This is a genomic window from Bacillus sp. HY001 (assembly GCF_007558965.1).
Classification (GTDB): domain Bacteria; phylum Bacillota; class Bacilli; order Bacillales; family Bacillaceae_G; genus Bacillus_A; species Bacillus_A mobilis.
Genome location: NZ_VLTE01000005.1, coordinates 554,376 through 576,199 on the forward strand (window position 1 = coordinate 554,376; position 21,824 = coordinate 576,199).

The following is a 21,824-nucleotide window of genomic DNA, read 5'->3' on the forward strand; positions in this document are numbered from 1 at the left end:
CTTTACTTGCGGTGACACGATATTTCCTACGTTCTCTTTCTTTACTTGCGGTGACACGATATTTCCTACATTTTCTTTCTTCACTTGCGGTGACACGATATTTCCTACGTTTTCTTTCTTCACTTGTGGCGACACGATATTATCTTTTTTCGTTTTCGGAGAAATGATGTTATTAGGTTTCATTTTAGTAATTTGAGGAGCAATTAACTCGCTTCCTTTTTTAATTACATCTGAAATTTTATACTCTTTTTTCGCTTTGATTGGTGGTTGCGGAGGCTGTGGTAACACATTTACCGAAAACTTTGTGTTTTCTTTTTCTGCTGGTTTTTGTTTTTCTATAACAGGTGGTTTTTGAATAACAGACGGTTTTTCAACTGGTTTTTCTATTTGAATTGGCTTTTCTTTTTGCACTTCTTTTTGTGGCTTTACCTGTACCTCTTTTTGCGGTTTCACTTGCATTTCCTTCTGTGGTTTTACTTGAACTTCTTTTTGTGGTTTCACTTGCACTTCTTTTTGTGTTTGTTGCATAGCAGGTTGCTGTGTAATTGGCGCTGATTGATACGTAACTTCTTCCTCATCTTCTATTCCAAGCGGAGTTGGCGTTGATGCAAACTCTTTTTGTTGCACTTCTTTTACGTATTGCTTCGGAGGCGCTGAACCTGCCCCAGCATGTTGTTTTACGTGAACGCTGTTTGATGGTACTTTAATTTTCATACCTGGCATGATTAAATCGGGATTACTAAGTTGTGTATTTGTATTTTTCAACGTATCAAAATCCACTCCGTACTTTTTCGCAATTTTCCAAAGGGTATCCCCTTTTTGCACGATATGAATTTTCAAATTTTCCCCCTCCTGTACAACTTATCTATAAGTAACAAATCTCATGAAGTAACCCTTTCTAAATAACGTTAACTTCTTTTCACTTGTATCACTTCTTCGATTTTCAATATCATTAGAAGTGGAATAAGCATAAGAAAATCGCAATGATTTCTTCACAACAATGTATGCCCATTTCATTCTCGTTATGATTATATGTACGAAAAAAAGCAACGGAAACCCCGCTGCTTTATACACGCTCTAACATACGATTTAATGCAAGAACCGCTTCTTCGGTCACTTGTTTATCTACGCTAATAACGTTAATCCCTTCTCCTCTTTCTACCGTTTCAAGCACCCATAATAAGTGCGGCAGATCAATTCGGTTCATCGTTAAACACGGACACATAAATGGATTAAGTGAAACAATTTCTTTATCTGGATGTTGCTGAATAATTCGATTCACTAAATTCATCTCTGTACCAATTGCCCATTTACTTCCAGGTGGCGCTGCTTCAATCATATCAATAATATATTTCGTTGATCCTGCGTAATCCGAAGCATCAACAACCTCATAACAGCATTCTGGATGTACAATAATATTCATATCCGGATGATTCTTCCGTACATTCTCAATGTTTTTCACCGTAAAGTTTTGATGAACCGAACAATGCCCTTTCCATAAAATCACTTGAATTTCTTCTATATCTCCATCGTACTCTAATGAATCTGTATGCGGGTCCCATACTGCCATTTTATCTAACGGGATACCTAAATCGTATGCTGTATTTCTTCCTAAATGTTGATCCGGTAAAAAGACAAGACGCTCTTTTTGTGTAAACGCCCAAGATACCATTTGTTTTGCATTAGAAGAAGTTACTGTCGCTCCGCCATTACGACCGCAAAACGCTTTAATTGCAGCTGTAGAGTTAACATACGTTAACGGAATCATCGTATCTCCAAATAACTTCGTGAGCCCTTTCCACGCTCTTTCTGTCTGTTCAATATCTGCCATATCTGCCATCGAACAGCCTGCACGCATATCTGGCAAAATAACGATTTGATCGTCTGTCGTTAACATATCTGCTGTTTCTGCCATAAAGTGTACGCCGCAAAATACAATATATTTCGCTTCTTTATTGCTCGCTGCAACTTGCGCAAGCTGAAGTGAATCTCCTGCTGCATCAGAAAATTGTACCACTTCATCTTTTTGGTAATGATGTCCTGGAATAAATAGTGTTTTCCCCATTTTTTCTTTAATTTCACGAACACGCTTTTCCATATCTTCTGTTGACATCGTGTAATAACGCTCTGGTAACATCGTTTCAATCGGTTGTACTTTTTCTAAAATACTCATATCCCTTTCTCCCCCTCTAAGCCACTTTCCTTACGCCTCAATATTGAAACTAATATCAAGTGCTTTCACTGAATGTGTTAACGCTCCAAGTGAAATATAATCTACCCCTGTTTTTCCGTATTTCGATAAATCTTCAATTGTAATGCCTCCTGATGCTTCCGTAACGATGGCACTTGGTACAATCTTTGAAAACTCCCGAATCTCATCTGGCGTACGATTATCAAACATAATGATATCCGCACCAGCAGCTACAGCTTCTCTCACTTGTTCCTCTGTTTCTGTTTCCACTTCTACTTTCACCATATGTCCTAATTTTTCTTTCACCGATGTAACAGCTTTCGTAATAGAACCAGCAAAAGCAATATGATTGTCTTTAATCATGACACCATCATATAAACCGAAACGGTGATTAAATCCGCCTCCGCACACGACTGCATACTTATCAAACATACGTAGCCCTGGCATCGTTTTTCGCGTATCACAAATACGTGTATGGCCGCTATCTAAAGCAAGCACAGCTTTATGTGTCATCGTAGCTATCCCGCTCATACGCTGGATAACGTTTAATATAACGCGCTCTGCCGTTAATAAAGAAGCAATTGGTCCTTGCGCAGTTGCTATTATTTCGCCCTTTTCTACAAGATCTCCATCTTTTTTATGAAGCTCCACTTCAATTCTTTCATCAATTAGTTTAAATCCTTCTTCAATTACTAAACGCCCTGCAAAGACCCCTGTATCCTTCGCAAGAAACGTTCCTTTTGAAAGTAAATTGTCTGGAAAAATAAGCTGAGATGTTACATCTCGTTCTCCTATATCTTCTAGAAAAAATCGATTTAATGCTTCTTTAACCTTTATCGTGTTCATAAAGCCCCTCTTCCCTTCATCACACAAGTTGTAGTTTTCTTTTCACTCGAACAATCTCTTTTTTTACTCTATTTCTATCCGGATAATCACTTCGATAATGACCACCAATGCTTTCTTCTCTTTGCAAAGCTGATACGACTATAAGCTCACAGACTGTTAACATATTAATGAGCGTTATCTCTTCATTTGTAAGTGCCTCATGTTGTAAGATCATATTTCGAACACCGTACTTACTAAGCCATCTCTTTGCAGAAGATAAACTTTGCTCTGTTCGCACAATCCCAACATATTTCATCATGCATTCTTTTATTTCTTCCTTCGCCGGCAAATGATTCAAAACGATAAACTTCTTTTCCTTCTCAGCTAGGGTGTTCAATCTGTCTTTTGCCGCTTTCGTTAAAATATGTTGTCCTATTCTTTTTCCAAACACAAGACCTTCTAATAATGAATTACTTGCTAACCTATTTGCACCGTGAACGCCATTACAAGCTACTTCACCGACCGCATATAAATTTGGAATGGACGTCTCTCCATCACAGTTCGTTTTCACGCCACCCATATGAAAATGAGCACCGGGTACGACCGGAATGCGTTTTTCATTTATATCGACACCATTCTTTTTACACAATGATGCTACAGTCGGAAAACGTTCTTCGAAATTTTGGATAGACTCGATATTTACATACACCTTTTCACCCGCCAAAAGCTGCTCATGAATCGCTCTTGCTACTACATCGCGCGGCGCGAGATCGTGATCAGGGTGTATATCCATCATAAAACGCTGCCCTTTTCCATTTATAAGGACAGCTCCTTCACCACGGACAGCTTCAGAGACGAGGCCGCAGCATCTCCCGTTTGCATATAACATTGTTGGATGAAATTGTACAAACTCTAAATCCACGAGCTCCCCGCCTGCGCGGTATACCATCGCAAGTCCATCACCCGTAATTGTCTTATCGTTAGAAGTAAAGGCGTATAAACCGCCAATCCCACCTGTTGCTAACACCGTATAATCTGCAACGTAACGCTTCAACTTCCCTTCACTAGTTCTTGTTAAAACTCCAACACATTTATCATTTTCTATAATAAAATCGAGCACCATTTCCTGTTCCACTACCGTAACGTGCGGAGCTACTTCTTGAATGAAATGCTCTAATAAATTCTTTCCTGTTGCATCGCCACCTGCATGTAAAATACGGCGCTTTCGATGTGCGCCTTCTTTTCCAAGATGAGGACCCGTTTCATCTCCATCAAATTCCATTCCACTTTCGATGAGATGATTCATTTCTTTCGGCCCTTCCTCGACTAAATAACGGACCACATCTTCATTGTTATAATGACATCCTGCTACTAACGTATCTTCAAAATGATCATTTGGATTGTCATATGTAGCAACCGCTGCTGCAATTCCACCTTGCGCTAAATATGTATTATTATTACGATTCGTTCCCTTTGTGATAATAATCACATTCTTTTCGTGACAAATCTCTTTCGCAACACGAAGTGCCGCAACGCCACTTCCAATAATTAAGACATCTGCACTTGGCATAATTGTTGCCTCCTACTTTACACTTTTCAACTGTCTTGACACCTATATTTACATAGTTTTAAAATAATGACAAGAGTTTTTTTATAATTCTTATTTTCACTACCATTAAAAAATACAAGAAATGTAACTCTTACTAGGGAGAGGAACTTACATGATGATATATCTTGACTATGCAGCTACTACACCTATGAGTGAAGAGGCGTTACAAACATATATGAAAGCAGCATCGCAATACTTCGGAAATGAACAAAGTTTACATGATATTGGAGGAACAGCTTCTTCTTTACTACAAGTTTGCAGAAAAACATTTGCTGACATGATTGGCGGAAAGGAACAAGGGGTATTCTTCACGAGCGGTGGTTCGGAATCCAACTACCTTGCGATTCAATCCCTTTTAAAGGCTAGAAGCGAGAAACATATTATTACAACACCTATGGAGCACGCATCCATTCGAAGTTATTTTCAATCCTTACAATCAGAAGGGTATACAATTACTGAAATTCCTGTTGATGAAGGCGGGCTCATTCATTTAGATGATTTAGAAACAGCTATTACAGAAAATACTGTTCTAGCAAGCATACAGCACGGAAATTCTGAAATTGGAACCGTTCAAAACATCGCAGAAATCGGAGCACTTTTAAAAAAATATAACGTTTTATTTCATTCAGATTGTGTGCAAACATTTGGTAAACTTCCTATCAATGTTTTTGAGATGGGAATTGATAGTCTTTCTGTTTCAGCACATAAAATATACGGACCAAAGGGTGTTGGTGCTTGCTATATAAATCCGCAAGTTCGCTGGACACAAATATTTCCGGGAACTTCTCACGAAAAAGGGTTTCGCCCAGGTACAGTAAACGTTCCTGGCATCGCATCTTTTTTAACAGCTTCTGAGAATATATTAAAAAATCAACAGGAAGAAAACTTACGTTTTAAAGAGTTACGATCCTACTTTTTAGAGCGATTACAAACACTTCCTCTAGAAATTCAAGTGGAAGGTCATTCTACTTCTTGTTTACCACATATTATTGGGGTTACAATAAAAGAAATAGAAGGTCAATATACAATGCTAGAATGTAATCGCCATGGTATTGCCATTTCCACCGGAAGTGCTTGCCAAGTCGGTAAACAAGAACCTTCGAAAACAATGCTTGCAATTGGAAAAACGTATGAAGAGGCGAAACAATATGTCCGCTTCTCTTTCGGGCAACAAACAACGAAAGATCAAATTGATACTACTATTCATGCACTACACACAATTGGAAATCAATTTTATAGAGGTGTTAAATCATAATGAAACAAAATGAACAAAAAAAGATTTTAGGCGAAGAAAGACGACAGCTTATCCTTCAGTGGCTTCTTGCTGCAAATGAACCGTTATCTGGGAATGAACTATCGAAAAAAACAAACGTAAGTCGACAAGTGATCGTGCAAGATATTTCCTTACTCAAAGCACGAAACGAACCGATTATTGCAACTGCTCAAGGATATTTATATTTAAAACCACAAGAGAAACAACAAGCTTTCGAACGCGTAATCGTATGCCAACATAAACCAGCGGAAGTACGTCAGGAACTTACAATGCTTGTTGACCACGGCGTTACGATTAAAGATGTAAAAGTTGAGCATCCTGTATACGGTGACTTAACAGCATCCATCATGGTAAGTAATCGCTTTGATGTAGAGCAATATTTACAAAAAATCGAAAACACAAATGCTTCCTATCTTTCGCAACTAACAGATGGTATTCACTTACATACAATTGAAGCAGATTCTAAAGAAAAGCTAGACGCTGCTTGTGAGGCGCTAGATAAAGCAGGATTTCTCGTTTATTAATTCATGCAAAGCACAGAGTTTTTATCATTCTCTGTGCTTTTTTAGTGCTATAATATTGTAATCAATCGTAAAGGAGATCACATATGGGAATTGAACTCGTTCACTTTAGCATTGGCAAACCGAAACAAATGAAATATGGCGAAGATAAAGAAATGATAACAGGTATATGTAAAGATTCTACAGAAGAAGCTTTTCTCTCAAAAGATGGCTTCCTTGGTGATGACGTAGCAGATTTAAAACATCACGGTGGGCCTGATCGCGCCGTTTGTGTATACCCACATGAGCATTACGCACTATGGGAAGAGGAATTTCAAACAACGCTTCCAGCTTCCACATTTGGCGAAAACATTACCGTAACAAATATGTTAGAGCGTGATGTTTGCATCGGAGATACATATCAACTAGGTGAAGCAATCATTCAAGTGACGCAAGCCCGCGTACCTTGTAGCACAATTTCAAAACGTCTTGGCATCCCTGGCATTTTGCCGCGCATCGTAGCAACTGGATTTACTGGCTACTTATGCCGTGTTCTTCAAGAAGGTACTGTACGTAAAGATTCAAAAATTACATTACTAGAACGTCAACCGAGCAATGTATCTGTTTTATTCTCTAACGAAATTTATTTTCATAATAGAAAAGATAAAGATGGCATTGAAAGGATTCTTGCTGTTCCAGAACTAGCTGATATTTGGCGTGGTCAGTTAGAAGATCGTCTTGCGAAGTTAAAATAAAGAATCCCACCATTTATAGGTGGGATTTTATTTATCTATCAGACGGTATAACCTAACTCCCCCTTACAACCAATAAGAAGAATAACTCCCCAGCACAGTAACAGAAAAACCGAGTGCTTCAAGTTCCATCGTTACGCCTGGCAATAATACATCATCGTATGCTTTATCGACATCGATTAAGAAAAAGTAATTTCCAAGACCTGTTTTCATCGGGCGAGATTCAATTTTTGATAGATTTAATTTTCTCCATGCGAAAGCTGATAACACTTGGTATAGTGCCCCTGCATAATCAGCAGGTAACGTTATCATAAGCGTCGTTTTCTCTCCGCGGTTTTCTCCGTTATTTGGGAGTACCGCTTTCTTTTTCTTATGGAGCACGAGGAAGCGTGTATGATTATTTTTATGTGTATGAATACTACGTCTTACAATCGTTAATCCGTATTTTTCTGCAGCTGCTTCATTTGCAATAGCAGCGATTTTTTCTTCAGGATGTTCTTTCACATATTGCGCAGCAGCACTTGTTGATGTCATATCTCGGACAGTGACCCCTTTTAATTCTTCATTTAAGAACTTATGACATTGCGCAATAGCGTGCGGATGAGAATGCACTGCATATACTTCTTCCCACACTTTTGCATACTGCGGATGTACAAGTAAATGTTGCTGAATAGGTACTGTAATTTCTCCTACAATAGAAAGTGGTTGCTCATGCACAAGATAATCAACCGTTATATTCACTGAACCTTCTATAGCATTTTCTAACGGTACAACTGCGAAGTCTACATTTTCATCTGCAGCTGCATCTATACAATCTGGAATCGTGCGATACGGTACATGCTCTGCTTCCGGAAAAAAACGACTCACCGCCATATTTGTAAATGTTGCTTCTGGTCCTAAATATCCTACTCGAATCATCGTCTTTTCCCCTCTTTTTCGTTTTCTTACTGTTATACCATACTTTTTTATATTCTTCTATGTAAATTTCGAATATTAAAAAAAGACTAGCATTTGCTAGTCTAAATGTTTCCTATATTCTCTTTGAGCGAAAAAGAAATACATGATGCATGCAGCGATATAAAATAGAATAAACAAGCCTACTTTTCTTAATGAGCCATCCATAAAGAGCGTATTATGAAACGTATATAACGCAACTGCACTATGCATACTCCCTACTATAATTGGCGCAAAAAATAGCATACACAATTGCCAGCGAGAAATCTTCCATACTTCTTCCTTCGTCATTCCCAGTTTAGAGAGTGCCCCGTACTGCTTTCTATCCGATGAAATATTATGAAACCATTTAAAATATACGATACTACATGATGTAAGGAAAAATAATATACTAATGAATGAGCCTATAAATAGAGTAATATTGCCGAACTCTTTCATATTCACATATAACTCCATATTACTTCGAAATGCGTTATTATCATCTTGTTTCATATGTTTCCGTAAATCTTCATTTAATTTTTTCGTATTTTCGATATTTGATAATGTGTATCCTCGATACATCATTTTTTCAGAATCAGGAATCTTATTTGCTATACTGTCAAAATCTTCATCATTCATAACGAAAAACAAACCGTTAATGTGCGCGAGATGATAATTAAATTGCGCCCCTTCTTTCTGACCGTTAAATACGAATTGATACGTTTGATTCATTACTTGTAATTGAATCTCTGTTTGATTATATACATTCGGATACTTACTTTTATTATAATAAACAAGTGTAACTGTTCCTTTTTTCGGATGATACGTTTTCTGTTTTTGTTTTCTTGCCTCCTGATTGTATTCACTTTCTTTAATGAGTGGCGCTACTTCTGTTTCTCCTTTATTGGACTGAAAAGATGCATACACTCCAACAAAACTCATAGTTTGAAAATCATCATACCCATATTGGTGCAATAATTTTTCAACCGTACCTTCCTCAAAGACTTCATGGGTAGAAATACCTTTTTCTATGTATGAAAATGAGTGTGCGCCCCCATCCCGCCACATATCTTGCATGCTAGAAAAATATAAGAACACCGTACCTGTTGCCGTAACTACAAATGTCGTTGCCATAGAAAGCATAAAGAAAAAGCGACCATTTTCCTTCATTCGATGTGACAATTGATTCACTATAAATAAATACGGATATGTATACATAATCTTTTTATTTCGTTTTATCATTTCTAATATTTGAGCAGTTCCGTGTGTAAAAGAAAAATACGTTCCGAAAAAGACAAGTATAGACACAGGGAAAAAATAGAATGCTATCGTTGGCATCGTCGCCTGTAACGCTAACGTATACCCTATCCCTAAACAAATAAAACCGAATATACAAAGCCACATTGATGGTTTCTTCTCTTTTTTATCAGTTCGAAATTCTTTCAATAACCGAATGATTTTTATATTCCATATACGTAAAGCACTGATAAAAGATAACAGAATAAAAACAACCATATATGTAATAAACGTTACCCCAATCGCTTTCACGTCAAATATGACAGGGAGTTCTTTTGGAAGACGCATTAGCATGCTAAACACCATAAAAAAGAGTTTCAAAAAGATCATGCCAATCCCTATACCGAAAATATTAGCAAATACCCCGATCAATATTTGCTCGGTCATAATCACTCCTATTACGTTAGATTTCGTTGCTCCCATTAACATATATAATCCTAATTCTTTCTTACGTGCCTCTATGAAAATAGAAGTAGCATACAAAATAAATATGACGAAAAAAGAAATGATTATAACATTACATATGATAAGTCCCCAGCGTACGTTTTGATACCACATCGTCTCCTGCATATACGGATGTACAATGACAGACATATATGCAAAAGACGCAAATATTGCGAAACAACTACTTAAGAAAAACACTTTATAATTACGCCAATTTCCTTTTATATTTTGTAGCGCTAGTTGCCGAATGTTCATCTATCGTCCTCCTATAACTTACTACATAGGCAAAAAGCTAGAGGTTTCTCTAGCTTTGCACGTGTTTCAAATATCCTCTTTGTGCAATCATAAAGTAAATCGCAGAAGCTACAATGTATGCCCCAATTACAATCGCACCTGATTTCCATAAATCGAGATAAAGCATTTTCCCTAACGTATGAAGAGCAAATCCACTATGAATGGCACCGATTAAAATTGGGATAAAGAAGATAACACCCATTTGTCGAATTGCAATTTTACGTATTTCTTTATCTGTCATACCGATTCTCTTTAACGACTTAAATTGAATACGATCTTGTTCTTTATCGTTAAACCATTTAAAGTATGTCATACTACAAGCGAAGAAGAAGAACAGTACAGCTACAAAGAAACCGATGAACATTGTAATTGCTCCACCTTCTCTTATATCTTTATAAGCAAACACTGAGTTTCTCAATTCACCTTGCTTTTCTGGTGCAATTTCCTTTTTCAAATCTAACACAAGATCTTCGGTACTTTTCCAATCTTCTATATAATAACCGTAATATTTCGTCTTTTCTTCATCTGGTACGAGCTTTGCGTATTTCTCAAAATCTTGATCATTCACAATGAGATATTCACTATCATTAAAAACAGAAAATGAAGTTGGCTCATTTAATTGAACAGACTGCATTTGCCCATTCACTTTAAATTCATATGGTTTCGCAAGATCTATCTTCATCATATCTTTCGCCATATCCATTATGACCATCGTTGCACTACCTGGTGCATTATGAACTTCTCTAACTTGCTCTCTCTTTTGTTTACGTACTTCAGCGTTATATTCTTTTTCTGAAACAATCGCCATTGGTACTTCATGTTCACCGTTAAACATCGTGATTTTTTGAGTTCCAGGGAGTTTTACGTACGTTACTTCTCGCGCTTCTTCAAATCCGTGTTTTTTTATTAATTCTTTTGTTTTTCCTTCTTTTATGACATTATGCGTATTTATTCCTTTTTCCTCATACGAAATAGCATGCGGGGTACTAGTTACTGCCTTATAACTCATATCCTCAAAGAATACGTATAGTGTACCAACTGCTGAAGATACAACGGCCGTAATGATAGAAATTACAAATAGAAAACGAGCATTATCTTTCATTTTATAAATAAGATTGCTAAGTACGAACATATTTGGGTATGTATAAAAAGATTTTTTTCGTTTTTGTAACGCCTTCAATACGACTGTACTACCTTGCGTAAACAGTAAATAAGTTCCTCCTATCGTCAGCCCTACAATCGGTAAAAACAGCATGATAAAATTCATAAATGTCACTTGGAAGCTAAGTACATATGCAACAATAATACATCCTATCCCCGCTACACATAACGATGTAAATGCAAAAGGTTCTACTTTTTGTTTTCTTGCTTCTCTTAATAAATCAATAATTTGCAAGCGTCCTACTGTCCAAACGCTAAACAATGATAAGATTAAAAATAGAATAAAGTATACACCCGCTGTAATCAAAACTGCTTTACTATTCCATACGAGTGGAAGTGTTTTATCTATTTTCAATATTACACTTAATGCTTGGAAAAATAATTTCGAACAAAGCATACCAAGCCCAATACCTACTACAATTGCAATACTACCTAACATAAGCTGTTCTAATATAATCATTCGGCCAAGTTGAGACTTCGTTCCGCCTATTAATGTTAGTAGACCAAACTCTTTTTTCCTTGCTCGTAAAAATGTCGAATTTGCATATAAAATAAAGAGTGCTGAGAAGATAACTACAATATAATTCATTGATTCTAGCCCTTTTGAGATCATATCCCTCATACTAATATTACCGCTTACGACATCTGGATGATAAATGAAGGAAGCATACATGAAAAATACTACGATTGATAAACAACTACTAATAAGAAAGGCTTTATAATTACGCCAATTTCCTTTTACGTTATTAAGCGCGAGCTGGCGAAAGTTCATGATATTCTCCTCCTAGCATCGCAAGTACGTCCAGAATTTCTTGGAAAAAGGCTTGTTTCGTTCTTCCTTTATGTATTTCTGAGAAAATTTCTCCGTCGCGAATGAATAGAATACGTTCGCAATAACTCGCCGCTACCGGATCATGCGTAACCATTGCAATTGTTACTTTCTTTTGTTCATGTAAGTCTTGCAACGCGCTCATTAATGATTTTGCTGACTTCGAATCTAAGTTTCCAGTTGGTTCATCCGCTAAAATTAACGTAGGCTCATGAATAATTGCTCTCGCTGCTGCTGCACGTTGTTGTTGTCCGCCTGATACTTCATATACTTTTTTATTTAAAATTTCTTCGATATTTAAAAACTTTGCAATCTCAAGCACCTTTGCATCGATTTCATTTACAGATTTCTTCGCCATGACAAGTGGTAAAATGATATTTTCTTTAATCGATAACGTATCAAGTAAGTTAAAATCTTGGAAAATGAACCCTAAATGTGTACGGCGAAACTCCGCTAATTTTGCAGCACGCATTTGATTAATTTCTTCGCCATTTACAAGCACATGACCTGAAGTTTGCTTATCGATTGTTGCTAATAAATTTAAAAGCGTTGTTTTCCCGCTTCCTGAAGGACCCATAATCCCTACAAATTCACCTTCTTCTATTTTAAAATTTATATCATTTAAAGCAGTCGTCGCTACTGAACCTTTTGATTGGTACACCTTCGTTAATCCTTTTACTTCAAGAACACTCATTTCTAATCCCCCTATGTGTTTTCTTCTTACATTTACTATAAGAAAAATAAGAAATAGAAACGAGTGATTTCCCTTACAAAACGTTTTGTTATCTTACAGTTTTGTCATTTTTCTCATTAATGTATGATATTCTTCATCTTTTGCAAATTGGAACGTGAATGTTGTCCCTTCCCCTTCAATCGATTGTGCATAAATACCGTGATGTAAATTATCACAAATTTCCTTTGTAATATGTAGACCCATCCCAGTCGCTTCTCTCGTTTTACGGCCATTTATTCCTGTAAAGAACGGATCAAATACTCGCTTTATATCTTGCTCTGGAATACCAATTCCATTGTCTTTAATATGTAGTAACACCTTTTGATCTTTCTCTTCAATTTGAAATTGAATTTCCTTTTTCTCTACTTCTGAAATTTTCGTATACTTAATTGCATTTACAACAATTTGCCCTATAGCAATACTCAGCCATTTTCTATCAGATGCAACCATACAAGTATCTTCATCAAACATTACTTTCGGAAATACAGACGATTGAATGAACGACTTTCTATTTTCATTAATAATACCTCGAATAATATCTACTACATTTACTACTTCTACTTTATAATCTTTCGCAAATTGCTCTAACCTTGCCATATGTAACGCTAAATCTAAACCATTTAGTATGCGGTTATTTTCTTCACGAATACTTTCAACTGTTGCCCTTGCTTCACGATGCTCTTTACCAAACTTCTGTAATAGTAATTCTATAACCGATACTGGTGTTTTCATTTGATGAATCCACTGGTTCATAAATATCATTTGCTGTTGTTCTTTCGCATGTTGTTTATGAATTTCATTCATGTATTGCTGTCTTAATAGCGTAAACGATTCAACGACCATCTCTTGCTCTGACGTATAAGAAGTATCAATAAGTAAAGAATCGTGTAATGTATTTCCGCCAGTAACATACTTTTCAATCCTATTTAAAAACACACTCCGTTTTCGATAATCGTAAATGAGGTATATTGTAAATACAACTGTCCCTAATAAAAGTCCATATAACCATGTACTCCAATCAATGGATCGTTTTTCTAAAAGACTTTGCAACTGCATTACAAGCCCAAATAAACAAAGGCTAACAATATAAGAAAGAAGTAAAGAAAAGCGGTCCATGAGGTAATTTTTAACCTTCATGCCCTTCGCCCCACTCTGTAAGAAGCGCATAACCATATCCACGTTTCGTTACAATTGCATTCTTAATGCCTAGCTCCTCTAGTTTCTTCCTTACGCGTTTTACATTAACGGTTAATGTATTATCATCAACAAAAGCTACCTCATCCCACAGGGCTTCTAACAGTTCTTCGCGCGTTACATATTGATTTGCTTGTTTCATTAAACACTCTAATAAGTAAAATTCATTTTTTGTCAGCTCCGTTTGTTGCCCCTGCCACTCAACAATGTGTTGTGACGGGAATAACAACAGTCCATTTACACCTAAACAATCACTCTCCGCAACAGAGGCATACTCACCATACCCACGGCGAAGTGCACTTTTCACCTTTGCCATTACGATATCTAAATGGAAAGGCTTCGTAATGTAATCATCACCGCCATTTTCAATTGCCATTACTTGATCCATTTCCCCTGTTCTTGCAGAAACAAAAATAATCGGCGCATTCGATACAGTACGAATTTGACGACACCAATAAAACCCATCAAAGTATGGTAAATTAATATCCAGTAATACGAGATGCGGATTTATTTTGACGAACTCATCTTTTATATGACGTAAATCACTTGCTCTAAATGATTGATACCCATACCTTTCTAAATGCTCCTCTAATATTCCCGCTATTTTTTCATCGTCTTCTACAATTAATATTTTATACATGTTCGTTTTCTCCCCATAAAAAAATTCTTCCAACACCACTCCTTGTTCTATTATAAATTGAAAATTTAATTAGTGGGTATTTTTTCCTATACGAATCAGACATTTACATAAAAAAAAAGACTGCCATATTTCGGCAGTCTTAGTCGATAAATTCAAATTCATATTCAAGAATTTTTACAATATCTCCATCTTTTGCACCGCGTGCACGAAGCGCTTCATCAATACCCATTCCGCGCATTTGGCGAGCGAAACGACGTATAGATTCATCACGTGAGAAGTCTGTCATTTTGAATGTCTTCTCAATATCGTAACCAGAAATAACAAATGTGCCGTCACTTTCACGTGTAATTTCAAATTTAAGGCTTTCAGCATCAAATTTGTACATTACACTTGCTTCAGACTCTTCGACAACATCGTACATTGGGAATTCTGGTGTTGTTTCTAATAAGTTCGCTACTTCAAATAATAAGTCACGAACACCTTGTTTTGTTACAGCTGAGATTGGGAAGATTTTTACTTCGTCTCCCACTTTCTCTTTAAATGCTTGTAAGTTTTCTTCTGCATCTGGCATATCCATTTTGTTTGCAACAACAACTTGTGGACGCTCTGTTAAACGCATATTGTATTCTTTTAATTCATTATTGATTGTTACGTAATCTTCATATGGTTCACGGCCTTCTAAACCAGACATATCAATAACGTGTACGATTACACGTGTACGCTCAATATGACGTAAGAATTGGTGTCCAAGTCCGACGCCGGCATGTGCGCCTTCAATTAGTCCAGGAAGGTCAGCCATAACGAAGCTGCGGTTATCACCCGTTTCAACAACACCAAGATTTGGAACGATTGTTGTAAAGTGATACTCTGCAATTTTCGGACGCGCTGATGATACAACAGATAATAATGTAGATTTACCTACACTTGGGAATCCAACAAGTCCAACATCTGCTAGCACTTTAAGTTCTAGAATGACATCACGTTCTTGACCTGGTTCCCCGTTCTCAGCGATTTCAGGCGCTGGATTCGTTGCTGTTGCGAAACGTGAGTTACCACGGCCACCACGACCACCTCTTGCGATTACAGCTGTTTGCTCATGCGTTACTAAATCGGCAAGAATTTGTCCTGTTTTTTCATCTTTTACTATTGTTCCTGGTGGAACCTTTACGATTAAATCTTCAGATTTACGGCCGTGCTGACCTTTACTCATTCCGTGCTGACCACGATCAGCTTTGAAATGACGTTGGTAGCGGAAGTCCATTAATGTACGTAAGCCTTCCTCAACAACGAAAACAACATCTGCACCTTTACCACCGTCGCCACCTGCTGGGCCACCTTTAGGTACATATTTCTCACGACGATACGCAACCATTCCGTTACCACCGTCGCCGCCTTTTACATATATCTTGACCTGATCTACAAACATTATTTCACCACACTTTTTTCAATTGGTTGTAATATAACTGAGACTTCTTCGTCTCGTACTGTATAAGAAATGGAATACCATTTATTGTTTTGGGTCGCAAGCCAATTCTGTAGTTCTTCTACACTCGTTAGCTTACCACGAAAATCAAAAAAGAAACGAGCATTCTCCGCGTCACATTCAATTGTGATACAAACATAATTTTCAACATATACGTCTAAACTATGCTGAAGCATTGAGAAAAATTGATTCGTCCATGTACATACAGTCTCATCTAAGTGAGATAAGTTATGTAATTTCCCTAATACTTCGTACTCCAATAAGCACGGCTGCTGTTTCCAATTATATGTTAAAATCCACTCTGAAAATAAAGGCATTGATAGCCCTATCAGATTGGATTCTTGTCTCGCTTCTTGGACAAAACGATCGATGAGACTATGAATCTCTTCCACTTTTCCAAGGGAAAGGTTTCCTTTCACCATCTGCATACGATTGAGCCAATCATGTCTTGAATGACGCAATGCATCTATAATTGTCCATTTTTCATTCATTTAGATACCCCTTAATATAGAAAAACTCTAACCTGCACTCAGGTTAGAGTTTTCCGTGAGTTCTTATGCTTCTTGAGCAACAGGATATACGCTCACTTGTTTGCGGTCACGGCCAAGACGCTCAAAGCGTACTACGCCGTCAACTTTCGCGTATAAAGTGTCATCGCCACCACGACCAACGTTAACACCTGGATAAATTTTTGTACCGCGTTGACGGTAAAGAATTGAACCACCTGAAACCGTTTGACCATCTGCGCGTTTAGCACCAAGACGTTTTGACTGAGAGTCACGACCGTTCTTTGTACTACCTACACCTTTCTTAGATGCGAAAAACTGAAGATCTAATCTTAACATACGTTACACCTCCTGCACTTTTTCTATTAAACGGATATACTTTCCGTAATCAAGTTCGATCGTCTTAAGCGAAACAACCAATCCTTCTAAAAGCGTTTGTGCTTTTTCTGCTGCATGAACGTCTAAATCATTAGGCAATTCATACGTTAAGAATCCGCCATCACTTCCGATTTCAATAGTTGCCTGCACATTACAAAGTTCTTCCACTGCATTTATAGAACCAAACACAACCGCTGTAGTTGCTGCACAGACAAGGTCTTGTCCATGTGGCGCATAATTGGCATGTCCAGTCATTTTAAATGATTGGATACTTCCTAATTTCGTGCGACTTATCGTAATTTTAATCATGTTAACCTGGATTAAGCGTTGATAGCTTCAACAACTAGCTTAGTGTAAGGTTGACGATGACCTTGTTTCTTACGATTGTTCTTTTTCGCTTTGTATTTGAAAACGATGATTTTCTTAGCGCGACCTTGTTTTTCAACTTTCGCAGTAACTGTTGCACCTTCTACAACTGGGCTACCAACTTTAACGTTTTCGCCACCAACGAAAAGAACTTTGTCAAAAGTAACAGTTTCACCAGCTTCAACATCTAATTTTTCAATGTAGATTGCTTGACCAGCTTCAACTTTAATTTGTTTTCCACCTGTTTCGATAATTGCGTACATACTTGCACCTCCTCTTAATTACTAAGACTCGCCAAAAACGAGGTAGACATAAATGTCTTTAGGGAACCTGTTTTGTGCGGTTGTAGCATATAGCCGTTTAGGTGCTATAAACTATAACATAAAGATGTTACCATAATTCATTGACTATTGTCAATGAAAGTTCTACTAACTATTTTTTCCGTTCTGCAATTTCTTTTTTACTTCCAAAACGGATAATAGCGTACTTTTCGATCATATCATCTTTGAAATAAATTTCAAATGGAATATTTTTTTGTAATTCTTTTCGCAAAAATTGTTTTTGTAATTCTTTAGGTGCAGCGATTAGTACTGCCTCATCCTCTATATCGCCATATGTAATTAGCTCTCTCTCTAACTCGTACGCAATTGTTTCATATGACATTACATATCCCGTTGCTTTGCACGGTACACACTCTTCTAGTAATACGTCGCGTAAAGAATGCTTCTTACGTTTACGTGTCATCTCCAAAATCCCTAACTCTGTAAAACCGAGCACCCTTGTATATGTGCGATCATTTTGCATAGCAGCCATGAGACATTCTCTTACCTTTTCTTTATCTTCTCTTCTTTTCATATTAATAAAATCAATTAATATCATACCACCGATATCACGCAATCTTAATTGACGTGCAATCTCTTCAGCTGCCGCCCCATTTGTACGAAGGACTGTATCTTGTAAATTTTGTTTTCCAGTAAACTTGCCCGTATTCACATCAATTACAGTCATCGTCTCCATTTGTTCCACAATTAAATAAGCACCATTCGGGAGCCACACAATTTTTTGAAGTGCTTTCTCAATCTCACGCTCTATTCCAAAATAGTTAAACATTGAAGATTTTTCATTATAAAAAGATACTTTTTCTTTTCCTACTTTTTCTTCTAATTCTTTCACTATACTTCTTGTATCTACAACTACTTTTTCAATCGTTTCAATTGGATTTTCTTGAAATACACGATCTAAAAAGGTGGCCGGTCGATGAAGTAACAACGGTGCCTTTCCCTGGCCCTCTTTTCTTTTTAACTCTTCATATAACTGCTGTAACCTTTGCATTTCAGCTTGTATTTCTTCAATTTCTCCTTTTTCAGAAGCAGAGCGGAAAATGTACCCTCCTGTCCCTTCTACCTCAATTTGGAGTAGCTGTTGCCTTCTTTTATTATTTTTTATCTTTCGAGAAACTGCACGCATTTCATCATATGGCATATACACGACATATTTCCCGGTAAATTCTATGTTTGCTGTCAATTTCGGCCCTTTCGTATCAATTGCCTCTTTCACAACTTGTACGAGTACCGCTTGCCCTTCATGTATACGATAGGAAGATGGTACATCATCATATGAAAGGTACGCATGTTTTTCTAAACCGATGTTTACAAATGCTGCGTTCATTCCAGCGATTGTTCTTACGATACGTCCGGCATAAATATGCCCAACAATCTCTTGTTCTTCATTTCGTTTCCATGAAAACTCAACAATTTTTTTCTTCTCTTCAATTGCAACGCGTTTTTCCGATCCTGCGTAGTTCATATATAACGTTTTCAAAATTCTTTCCTCACTTTATAATCTTCTTTGCTTTTACAATAATAAAAGGTTAGTGCTATCGTCAACACTAACCGATTAATTCTTCAACCGATGAAGTTGTTCGTTTTTCAGTAAAATACGCGTAGAGTAATTCATTTTCATCCAATGTGTAATGTTCTTTATATTTTCCATGGACGATAATAGAGTGCTTATACCCTCTACGAAATTTTGTGAAGATCGTATATAAACGATCTTCTGATTGCACTTCAATAGGTGCAATCTTTTCAATTCCTCTTTTGTTCCCATAATAACGTTCTAATAAAAAACGCATAAAGGCATACTGTTTTTGTTTCCACTCTTGATATAACGACACCGCTAAAAATATGAGTAGTACCCACATCATAATATTGTTACTATTCCAAAGTAACTGCCATATTAGTATTACACTAAAAAAAACACATGATAATTTCATCATCTTTTCATGTGCTTGTAAATAAGGAAAACGATATGATAATACGTTAAACAATACTTTCCCGCCATCAAGCGGCCAAATAGGCAGTAAATTAAATGCTAAAATAATTATATTATTCCACATAAAGAAATAATATAAATCCGCACCAAGCCAACCAGCTTCAAACACTATATAACCTACCGCCATCATCCAAATATGTTGTATAGGTCCTGCAATTACAACAACGAGTTCCTCTTTCAATGACTTATTCCCATGTTCCTCAAGCTCAGCCACACCACCAAACGGTAAAAGTTGAATCTTTTTAATACGCCAATTGTAGTGTGCCGCCGCAAAGGCATGCCCAAGTTCATGGATAAGAACGATACAAAATAACAGTAGTAACTCTTTAAAACGTGCTGTAAAAATACCAATGACAATAATAACCCAAAACAACGGATGCACTGAAATCTTCGTTAAAACTTCTCTATATTTAATCAAATGAAATCACCTGAATCGGGTCAATAAATTTTTCATTCTTTTTTATCGCGAAATAAAACTTACCATTTTTATTATCTGCATCATTATTCACCGTTCCAATTTTTTGTTTCTTTGAAACGTAATCATATAATTTCACTGACATGTCATTTAAATTCGCATACCACGATTCCGTTCCATCTGCATGCTGAATTTGAACTGTATTACCAAGTTCCTCTTTCTTTCCTGCAAAAACAACTAGCCCTTCATTCACTGACTCAACAGTTGCATTTGTAGCTGTTTGAACAAATACACCTTGGCCATTTTTTTGAAACCCTTGCATTACCTTTCCGGAAGCAGGAATTGCATAATCTTTTTGCTGAATGGTTCCTTCTTTTTTCTCAGTAGGTGAATAAAATACGAGCGGTTTTCCAAACTGCTTTTCGTACCATTTCGCTACAGTAGCAAACTGAAATTCTTCTTTCATCACTTTCTCTGTAACAGCTTTAGCACTATCGAAAGAAGAGGGTGCATTCTTATATAAAATAGCGATAGAAAGAACTAATATTGCTGATAACAAAACTTTGAAGAAAAATACTTCTTTTCGAAATAAAGGATGAATTTCTTTTTCTCCATCTTCAATAAATACTGTTTCACTATCAAAATTCCCTCCAGCAAAATATTGCTCTTCCTCCATCCTTTCTTGCTCTGCCTTCCTTTTCGCAATCCGTTTTTTAATTTCTTCTACACGTTTATTCTTCATACTGTCTCCTTTCTTTAAGCTAATTAAAATAGAAACAGTTGTATACAGTTTGTACATATGTATGAGCTAAGAAAGAAAGATATTCGTGTGAAGAAAAAAGAAAGCACTTCGCATATGCGCGAAGTGCTTTTAACGGATTCCAAAGAAGTTTTTCATCTTTGTAAATACCGATACCTTTTCTTGTTCAAATGCTTGCAATGGTACATTCTCACCCAACAAGCGTCTTGCAATATTACGATAAGCTAACGCTGCTTTTCCGCTCGGTTGCAACGCTACAGGTTCACCTGTATTTGTAGCACGAATAACTTCATCATCATCCTCGACAACACCAAGAAGCTCGATTGACAATGTACGTACGATTTCATCAACATCTAACATATCCTGCTCATGAAGCATATGACTACGCACACGATTAATAACAAGTTTTGGTGGTTCAATATCCTCTTTTTCTAAAAGCCCGATAATACGATCTGCATCGCGCATTGAGGATACTTCTGGCGTCGTAACAACGATTGCTTTATCCGCACCAGCTACCGCGTTTTTAAATCCCTGCTCAATCCCCGCAGGACAATCAATTAATATGTAATCATAATCTTGACGTAATACTTGTATTAATTCATCCATTTGTTCAGGTGTTACCGCTGATTTATCACTCGTTTGTGCTGCAGGTAATAAATAAAGATCATCAAAACGCTTATCTTTAATAAGCGCCTGAGGTAAACGGCAACGCCCTTCAACGACATCAACAAGATCAAATACAATACGATTTTCCAGCCCCATTACTACGTCTAAGTTTCGAAGACCGATATCTGTGTCAATTAAGCACACTTTCTTTCCAGATAACGCTAGGGCTGTACCAATGTTCGCAGACGTTGTAGTTTTACCTACTCCGCCTTTTCCAGATGTAATTACTATTGCCTCTCCCACAG

At 36.9% G+C, this 21,824-nt stretch carries 21 protein-coding genes, 1 pseudogene and 1 other annotated feature; of the genes and pseudogenes, 3 read left to right on the forward strand and 19 right to left on the reverse strand.

Annotated elements, in window-relative coordinates:
- Window positions 1-683 precede the first annotated feature (683 nt).
- The 4 genes and pseudogenes from safA to nadB form a co-directional block, all read right to left on the reverse strand.
- A pseudogene (gene safA / locus FOT98_RS33395) lies at window positions 684-840 on the reverse strand (SafA/ExsA family spore coat assembly protein); the annotation flags it as partial.
- Window positions 841-1,066: 226 nt separating this feature from the next.
- Window positions 1,067-2,173: a quinolinate synthase NadA gene (nadA, locus tag FOT98_RS05650; RefSeq protein ID WP_061677180.1), complete on the reverse strand. Its 1,107-nt coding sequence runs from the start codon at window positions 2,171-2,173 to the stop codon at window positions 1,067-1,069.
- A gap of 30 nt (window positions 2,174-2,203) precedes the next feature.
- Window positions 2,204-3,037, reverse strand: a complete 834-nt coding sequence (nadC, locus tag FOT98_RS05655; protein ID WP_001092213.1) for a carboxylating nicotinate-nucleotide diphosphorylase — start codon at window positions 3,035-3,037, stop codon at window positions 2,204-2,206.
- Between the two features lie 19 nt (window positions 3,038-3,056).
- Complete coding sequence (gene nadB, locus FOT98_RS05660) at window positions 3,057-4,586, reverse strand: L-aspartate oxidase (protein WP_061677179.1); 1,530 nt, start codon at window positions 4,584-4,586, stop codon at window positions 3,057-3,059.
- A gap of 151 nt (window positions 4,587-4,737) precedes the next feature.
- On the opposite strand from nadB, the gene FOT98_RS05665 reads away from it, so the two are divergent.
- From FOT98_RS05665 to FOT98_RS05675, 3 genes are all read left to right on the forward strand, one after another.
- Window positions 4,738-5,880 (forward strand): IscS subfamily cysteine desulfurase, encoded by a 1,143-nt coding sequence (locus FOT98_RS05665; protein WP_063261266.1) that lies wholly within the window; start codon window positions 4,738-4,740, stop codon window positions 5,878-5,880.
- Window positions 5,880-6,422 carry a transcription repressor NadR gene (locus tag FOT98_RS05670; RefSeq protein ID WP_000812272.1) on the forward strand — a complete coding sequence of 181 codons (543 nt, stop codon included), beginning with the start codon at window positions 5,880-5,882 and terminating at the stop codon, window positions 6,420-6,422. Before FOT98_RS05665 ends, FOT98_RS05670 begins: the two co-directional genes overlap by 1 nt.
- 83 nt (window positions 6,423-6,505) lie before the next feature.
- Window positions 6,506-7,153: an MOSC domain-containing protein gene (locus FOT98_RS05675; protein ID WP_063261267.1), complete on the forward strand. Its 648-nt coding sequence runs from the start codon at window positions 6,506-6,508 to the stop codon at window positions 7,151-7,153.
- 63 nt (window positions 7,154-7,216) lie between these two features.
- Here FOT98_RS05675 and pheA read toward each other — a convergent pair whose 3' ends face one another.
- The 15 genes from pheA to minD all read right to left on the reverse strand — a co-directional run bounded on the left by pheA (window position 7,217) and on the right by minD (window position 21,822).
- Complete coding sequence (gene pheA / locus FOT98_RS05680; RefSeq protein WP_063261268.1) at window positions 7,217-8,068, reverse strand: prephenate dehydratase; 852 nt, start codon at window positions 8,066-8,068, stop codon at window positions 7,217-7,219.
- A 96-nt stretch (window positions 8,069-8,164) separates the two neighbouring features.
- A complete protein-coding gene (locus FOT98_RS05685) occupies window positions 8,165-10,078 on the reverse strand; it encodes an ABC transporter permease (RefSeq protein ID WP_063261269.1) in 1,914 nt (637 codons plus the stop codon).
- 49 nt (window positions 10,079-10,127) lie between these two features.
- Window positions 10,128-12,050 carry an ABC transporter permease gene (locus FOT98_RS05690; RefSeq protein WP_063261270.1) on the reverse strand — a complete coding sequence of 641 codons (1,923 nt, stop codon included), beginning with the start codon at window positions 12,048-12,050 and terminating at the stop codon, window positions 10,128-10,130.
- Complete coding sequence (locus FOT98_RS05695) at window positions 12,025-12,801, reverse strand: ABC transporter ATP-binding protein (protein ID WP_000114530.1); 777 nt, start codon at window positions 12,799-12,801, stop codon at window positions 12,025-12,027. The genes FOT98_RS05690 and FOT98_RS05695 overlap by 26 nt, the downstream gene beginning before the upstream one ends.
- A 93-nt stretch (window positions 12,802-12,894) precedes the next feature.
- Window positions 12,895-13,977 (reverse strand): HAMP domain-containing histidine kinase, encoded by a 1,083-nt coding sequence (locus FOT98_RS05700; RefSeq protein WP_063261271.1) that lies wholly within the window; start codon window positions 13,975-13,977, stop codon window positions 12,895-12,897.
- Entirely contained in the window at window positions 13,967-14,674 is a 708-nt protein-coding gene (locus FOT98_RS05705) for a response regulator transcription factor (protein ID WP_063261314.1), read from the reverse strand. Before FOT98_RS05705 ends, FOT98_RS05700 begins: the two co-directional genes overlap by 11 nt.
- A gap of 139 nt (window positions 14,675-14,813) precedes the next feature.
- The gene (gene obgE / locus FOT98_RS05710; RefSeq protein WP_000497121.1) at window positions 14,814-16,100 is read right to left on the reverse strand and encodes a GTPase ObgE; all 1,287 of its coding nucleotides are present in this window, start codon (window positions 16,098-16,100) and stop codon (window positions 14,814-14,816) included.
- The gene (locus tag FOT98_RS05715; RefSeq protein WP_061677164.1) at window positions 16,100-16,648 is read right to left on the reverse strand and encodes a sporulation initiation phosphotransferase B; all 549 of its coding nucleotides are present in this window, start codon (window positions 16,646-16,648) and stop codon (window positions 16,100-16,102) included. The genes obgE and FOT98_RS05715 overlap by 1 nt, the downstream gene beginning before the upstream one ends.
- A 63-nt stretch (window positions 16,649-16,711) precedes the next feature.
- On the reverse strand, window positions 16,712-17,002 hold the full coding sequence (gene rpmA / locus FOT98_RS05720) for a 50S ribosomal protein L27 (RefSeq protein WP_000944957.1): 291 nt from the start codon (window positions 17,000-17,002) through the stop codon (window positions 16,712-16,714).
- Between the two features lie 3 nt (window positions 17,003-17,005).
- Window positions 17,006-17,350: a ribosomal-processing cysteine protease Prp gene (locus FOT98_RS05725; RefSeq protein WP_063261272.1), complete on the reverse strand. Its 345-nt coding sequence runs from the start codon at window positions 17,348-17,350 to the stop codon at window positions 17,006-17,008.
- Between the two features lie 11 nt (window positions 17,351-17,361).
- The gene (rplU, locus tag FOT98_RS05730) at window positions 17,362-17,670 is read right to left on the reverse strand and encodes a 50S ribosomal protein L21 (protein ID WP_000270907.1); all 309 of its coding nucleotides are present in this window, start codon (window positions 17,668-17,670) and stop codon (window positions 17,362-17,364) included.
- 14 nt (window positions 17,671-17,684) lie between these two features.
- Window positions 17,685-17,762, reverse strand: a sequence feature (ribosomal protein L21 leader region).
- A 77-nt stretch (window positions 17,763-17,839) separates the two neighbouring features.
- Complete coding sequence (locus FOT98_RS05735) at window positions 17,840-19,228, reverse strand: Rne/Rng family ribonuclease (RefSeq protein ID WP_063261273.1); 1,389 nt, start codon at window positions 19,226-19,228, stop codon at window positions 17,840-17,842.
- Window positions 19,229-19,295: 67 nt separating this feature from the next.
- Window positions 19,296-20,156, reverse strand: coding sequence for a stage IV sporulation intramembrane metalloprotease SpoIVFB (gene spoIVFB / locus FOT98_RS05740; protein WP_063261274.1), 861 nt, complete (start codon window positions 20,154-20,156; stop codon window positions 19,296-19,298).
- Window positions 20,149-20,895, reverse strand: coding sequence for a stage IV sporulation protein SpoIVFA (gene spoIVFA / locus FOT98_RS05745; RefSeq protein ID WP_063261275.1), 747 nt, complete (start codon window positions 20,893-20,895; stop codon window positions 20,149-20,151). The genes spoIVFB and spoIVFA overlap by 8 nt, the downstream gene beginning before the upstream one ends.
- A 129-nt stretch (window positions 20,896-21,024) precedes the next feature.
- The gene (gene minD, locus FOT98_RS05750) at window positions 21,025-21,822 is read right to left on the reverse strand and encodes a septum site-determining protein MinD (protein ID WP_000503310.1); all 798 of its coding nucleotides are present in this window, start codon (window positions 21,820-21,822) and stop codon (window positions 21,025-21,027) included.
- Between the last annotated feature and the right edge of the window lie 2 nt (window positions 21,823-21,824).

Coding starts and splice junctions, on each gene's coding strand:
- FOT98_RS05670 (WP_000812272.1), top strand. CDS start 5,880: ATGAAACAAAATGAACAAAAAAAGATTTTAGGCGAAGAAAGACGACAG.
- rpmA (WP_000944957.1), bottom strand. CDS start 17,002: ATGTTAAGATTAGATCTTCAGTTTTTCGCATCTAAGAAAGGTGTAGGT.
- FOT98_RS05665 (WP_063261266.1), top strand. CDS start 4,738: ATGATGATATATCTTGACTATGCAGCTACTACACCTATGAGTGAAGAG.
- FOT98_RS05715 (WP_061677164.1), bottom strand. CDS start 16,648: ATGAATGAAAAATGGACAATTATAGATGCATTGCGTCATTCAAGACAT.
- FOT98_RS05690 (WP_063261270.1), bottom strand. CDS start 12,050: ATGAACTTTCGCCAGCTCGCGCTTAATAACGTAAAAGGAAATTGGCGT.
- spoIVFA (WP_063261275.1), bottom strand. CDS start 20,895: ATGAAGAATAAACGTGTAGAAGAAATTAAAAAACGGATTGCGAAAAGG.
- nadC (WP_001092213.1), bottom strand. CDS start 3,037: ATGAACACGATAAAGGTTAAAGAAGCATTAAATCGATTTTTTCTAGAA.
- FOT98_RS05700 (WP_063261271.1), bottom strand. CDS start 13,977: ATGAAGGTTAAAAATTACCTCATGGACCGCTTTTCTTTACTTCTTTCT.
- FOT98_RS05695 (WP_000114530.1), bottom strand. CDS start 12,801: ATGAGTGTTCTTGAAGTAAAAGGATTAACGAAGGTGTACCAATCAAAA.
- FOT98_RS05725 (WP_063261272.1), bottom strand. CDS start 17,350: ATGATTAAAATTACGATAAGTCGCACGAAATTAGGAAGTATCCAATCA.
- nadB (WP_061677179.1), bottom strand. CDS start 4,586: ATGCCAAGTGCAGATGTCTTAATTATTGGAAGTGGCGTTGCGGCACTT.
- FOT98_RS05685 (WP_063261269.1), bottom strand. CDS start 10,078: ATGAACATTCGGCAACTAGCGCTACAAAATATAAAAGGAAATTGGCGT.
- nadA (WP_061677180.1), bottom strand. CDS start 2,173: ATGAGTATTTTAGAAAAAGTACAACCGATTGAAACGATGTTACCAGAG.
- FOT98_RS05675 (WP_063261267.1), top strand. CDS start 6,506: ATGGGAATTGAACTCGTTCACTTTAGCATTGGCAAACCGAAACAAATG.
- pheA (WP_063261268.1), bottom strand. CDS start 8,068: ATGATTCGAGTAGGATATTTAGGACCAGAAGCAACATTTACAAATATG.
- obgE (WP_000497121.1), bottom strand. CDS start 16,100: ATGTTTGTAGATCAGGTCAAGATATATGTAAAAGGCGGCGACGGTGGT.
- rplU (WP_000270907.1), bottom strand. CDS start 17,670: ATGTACGCAATTATCGAAACAGGTGGAAAACAAATTAAAGTTGAAGCT.
- FOT98_RS05705 (WP_063261314.1), bottom strand. CDS start 14,674: ATGTATAAAATATTAATTGTAGAAGACGATGAAAAAATAGCGGGAATA.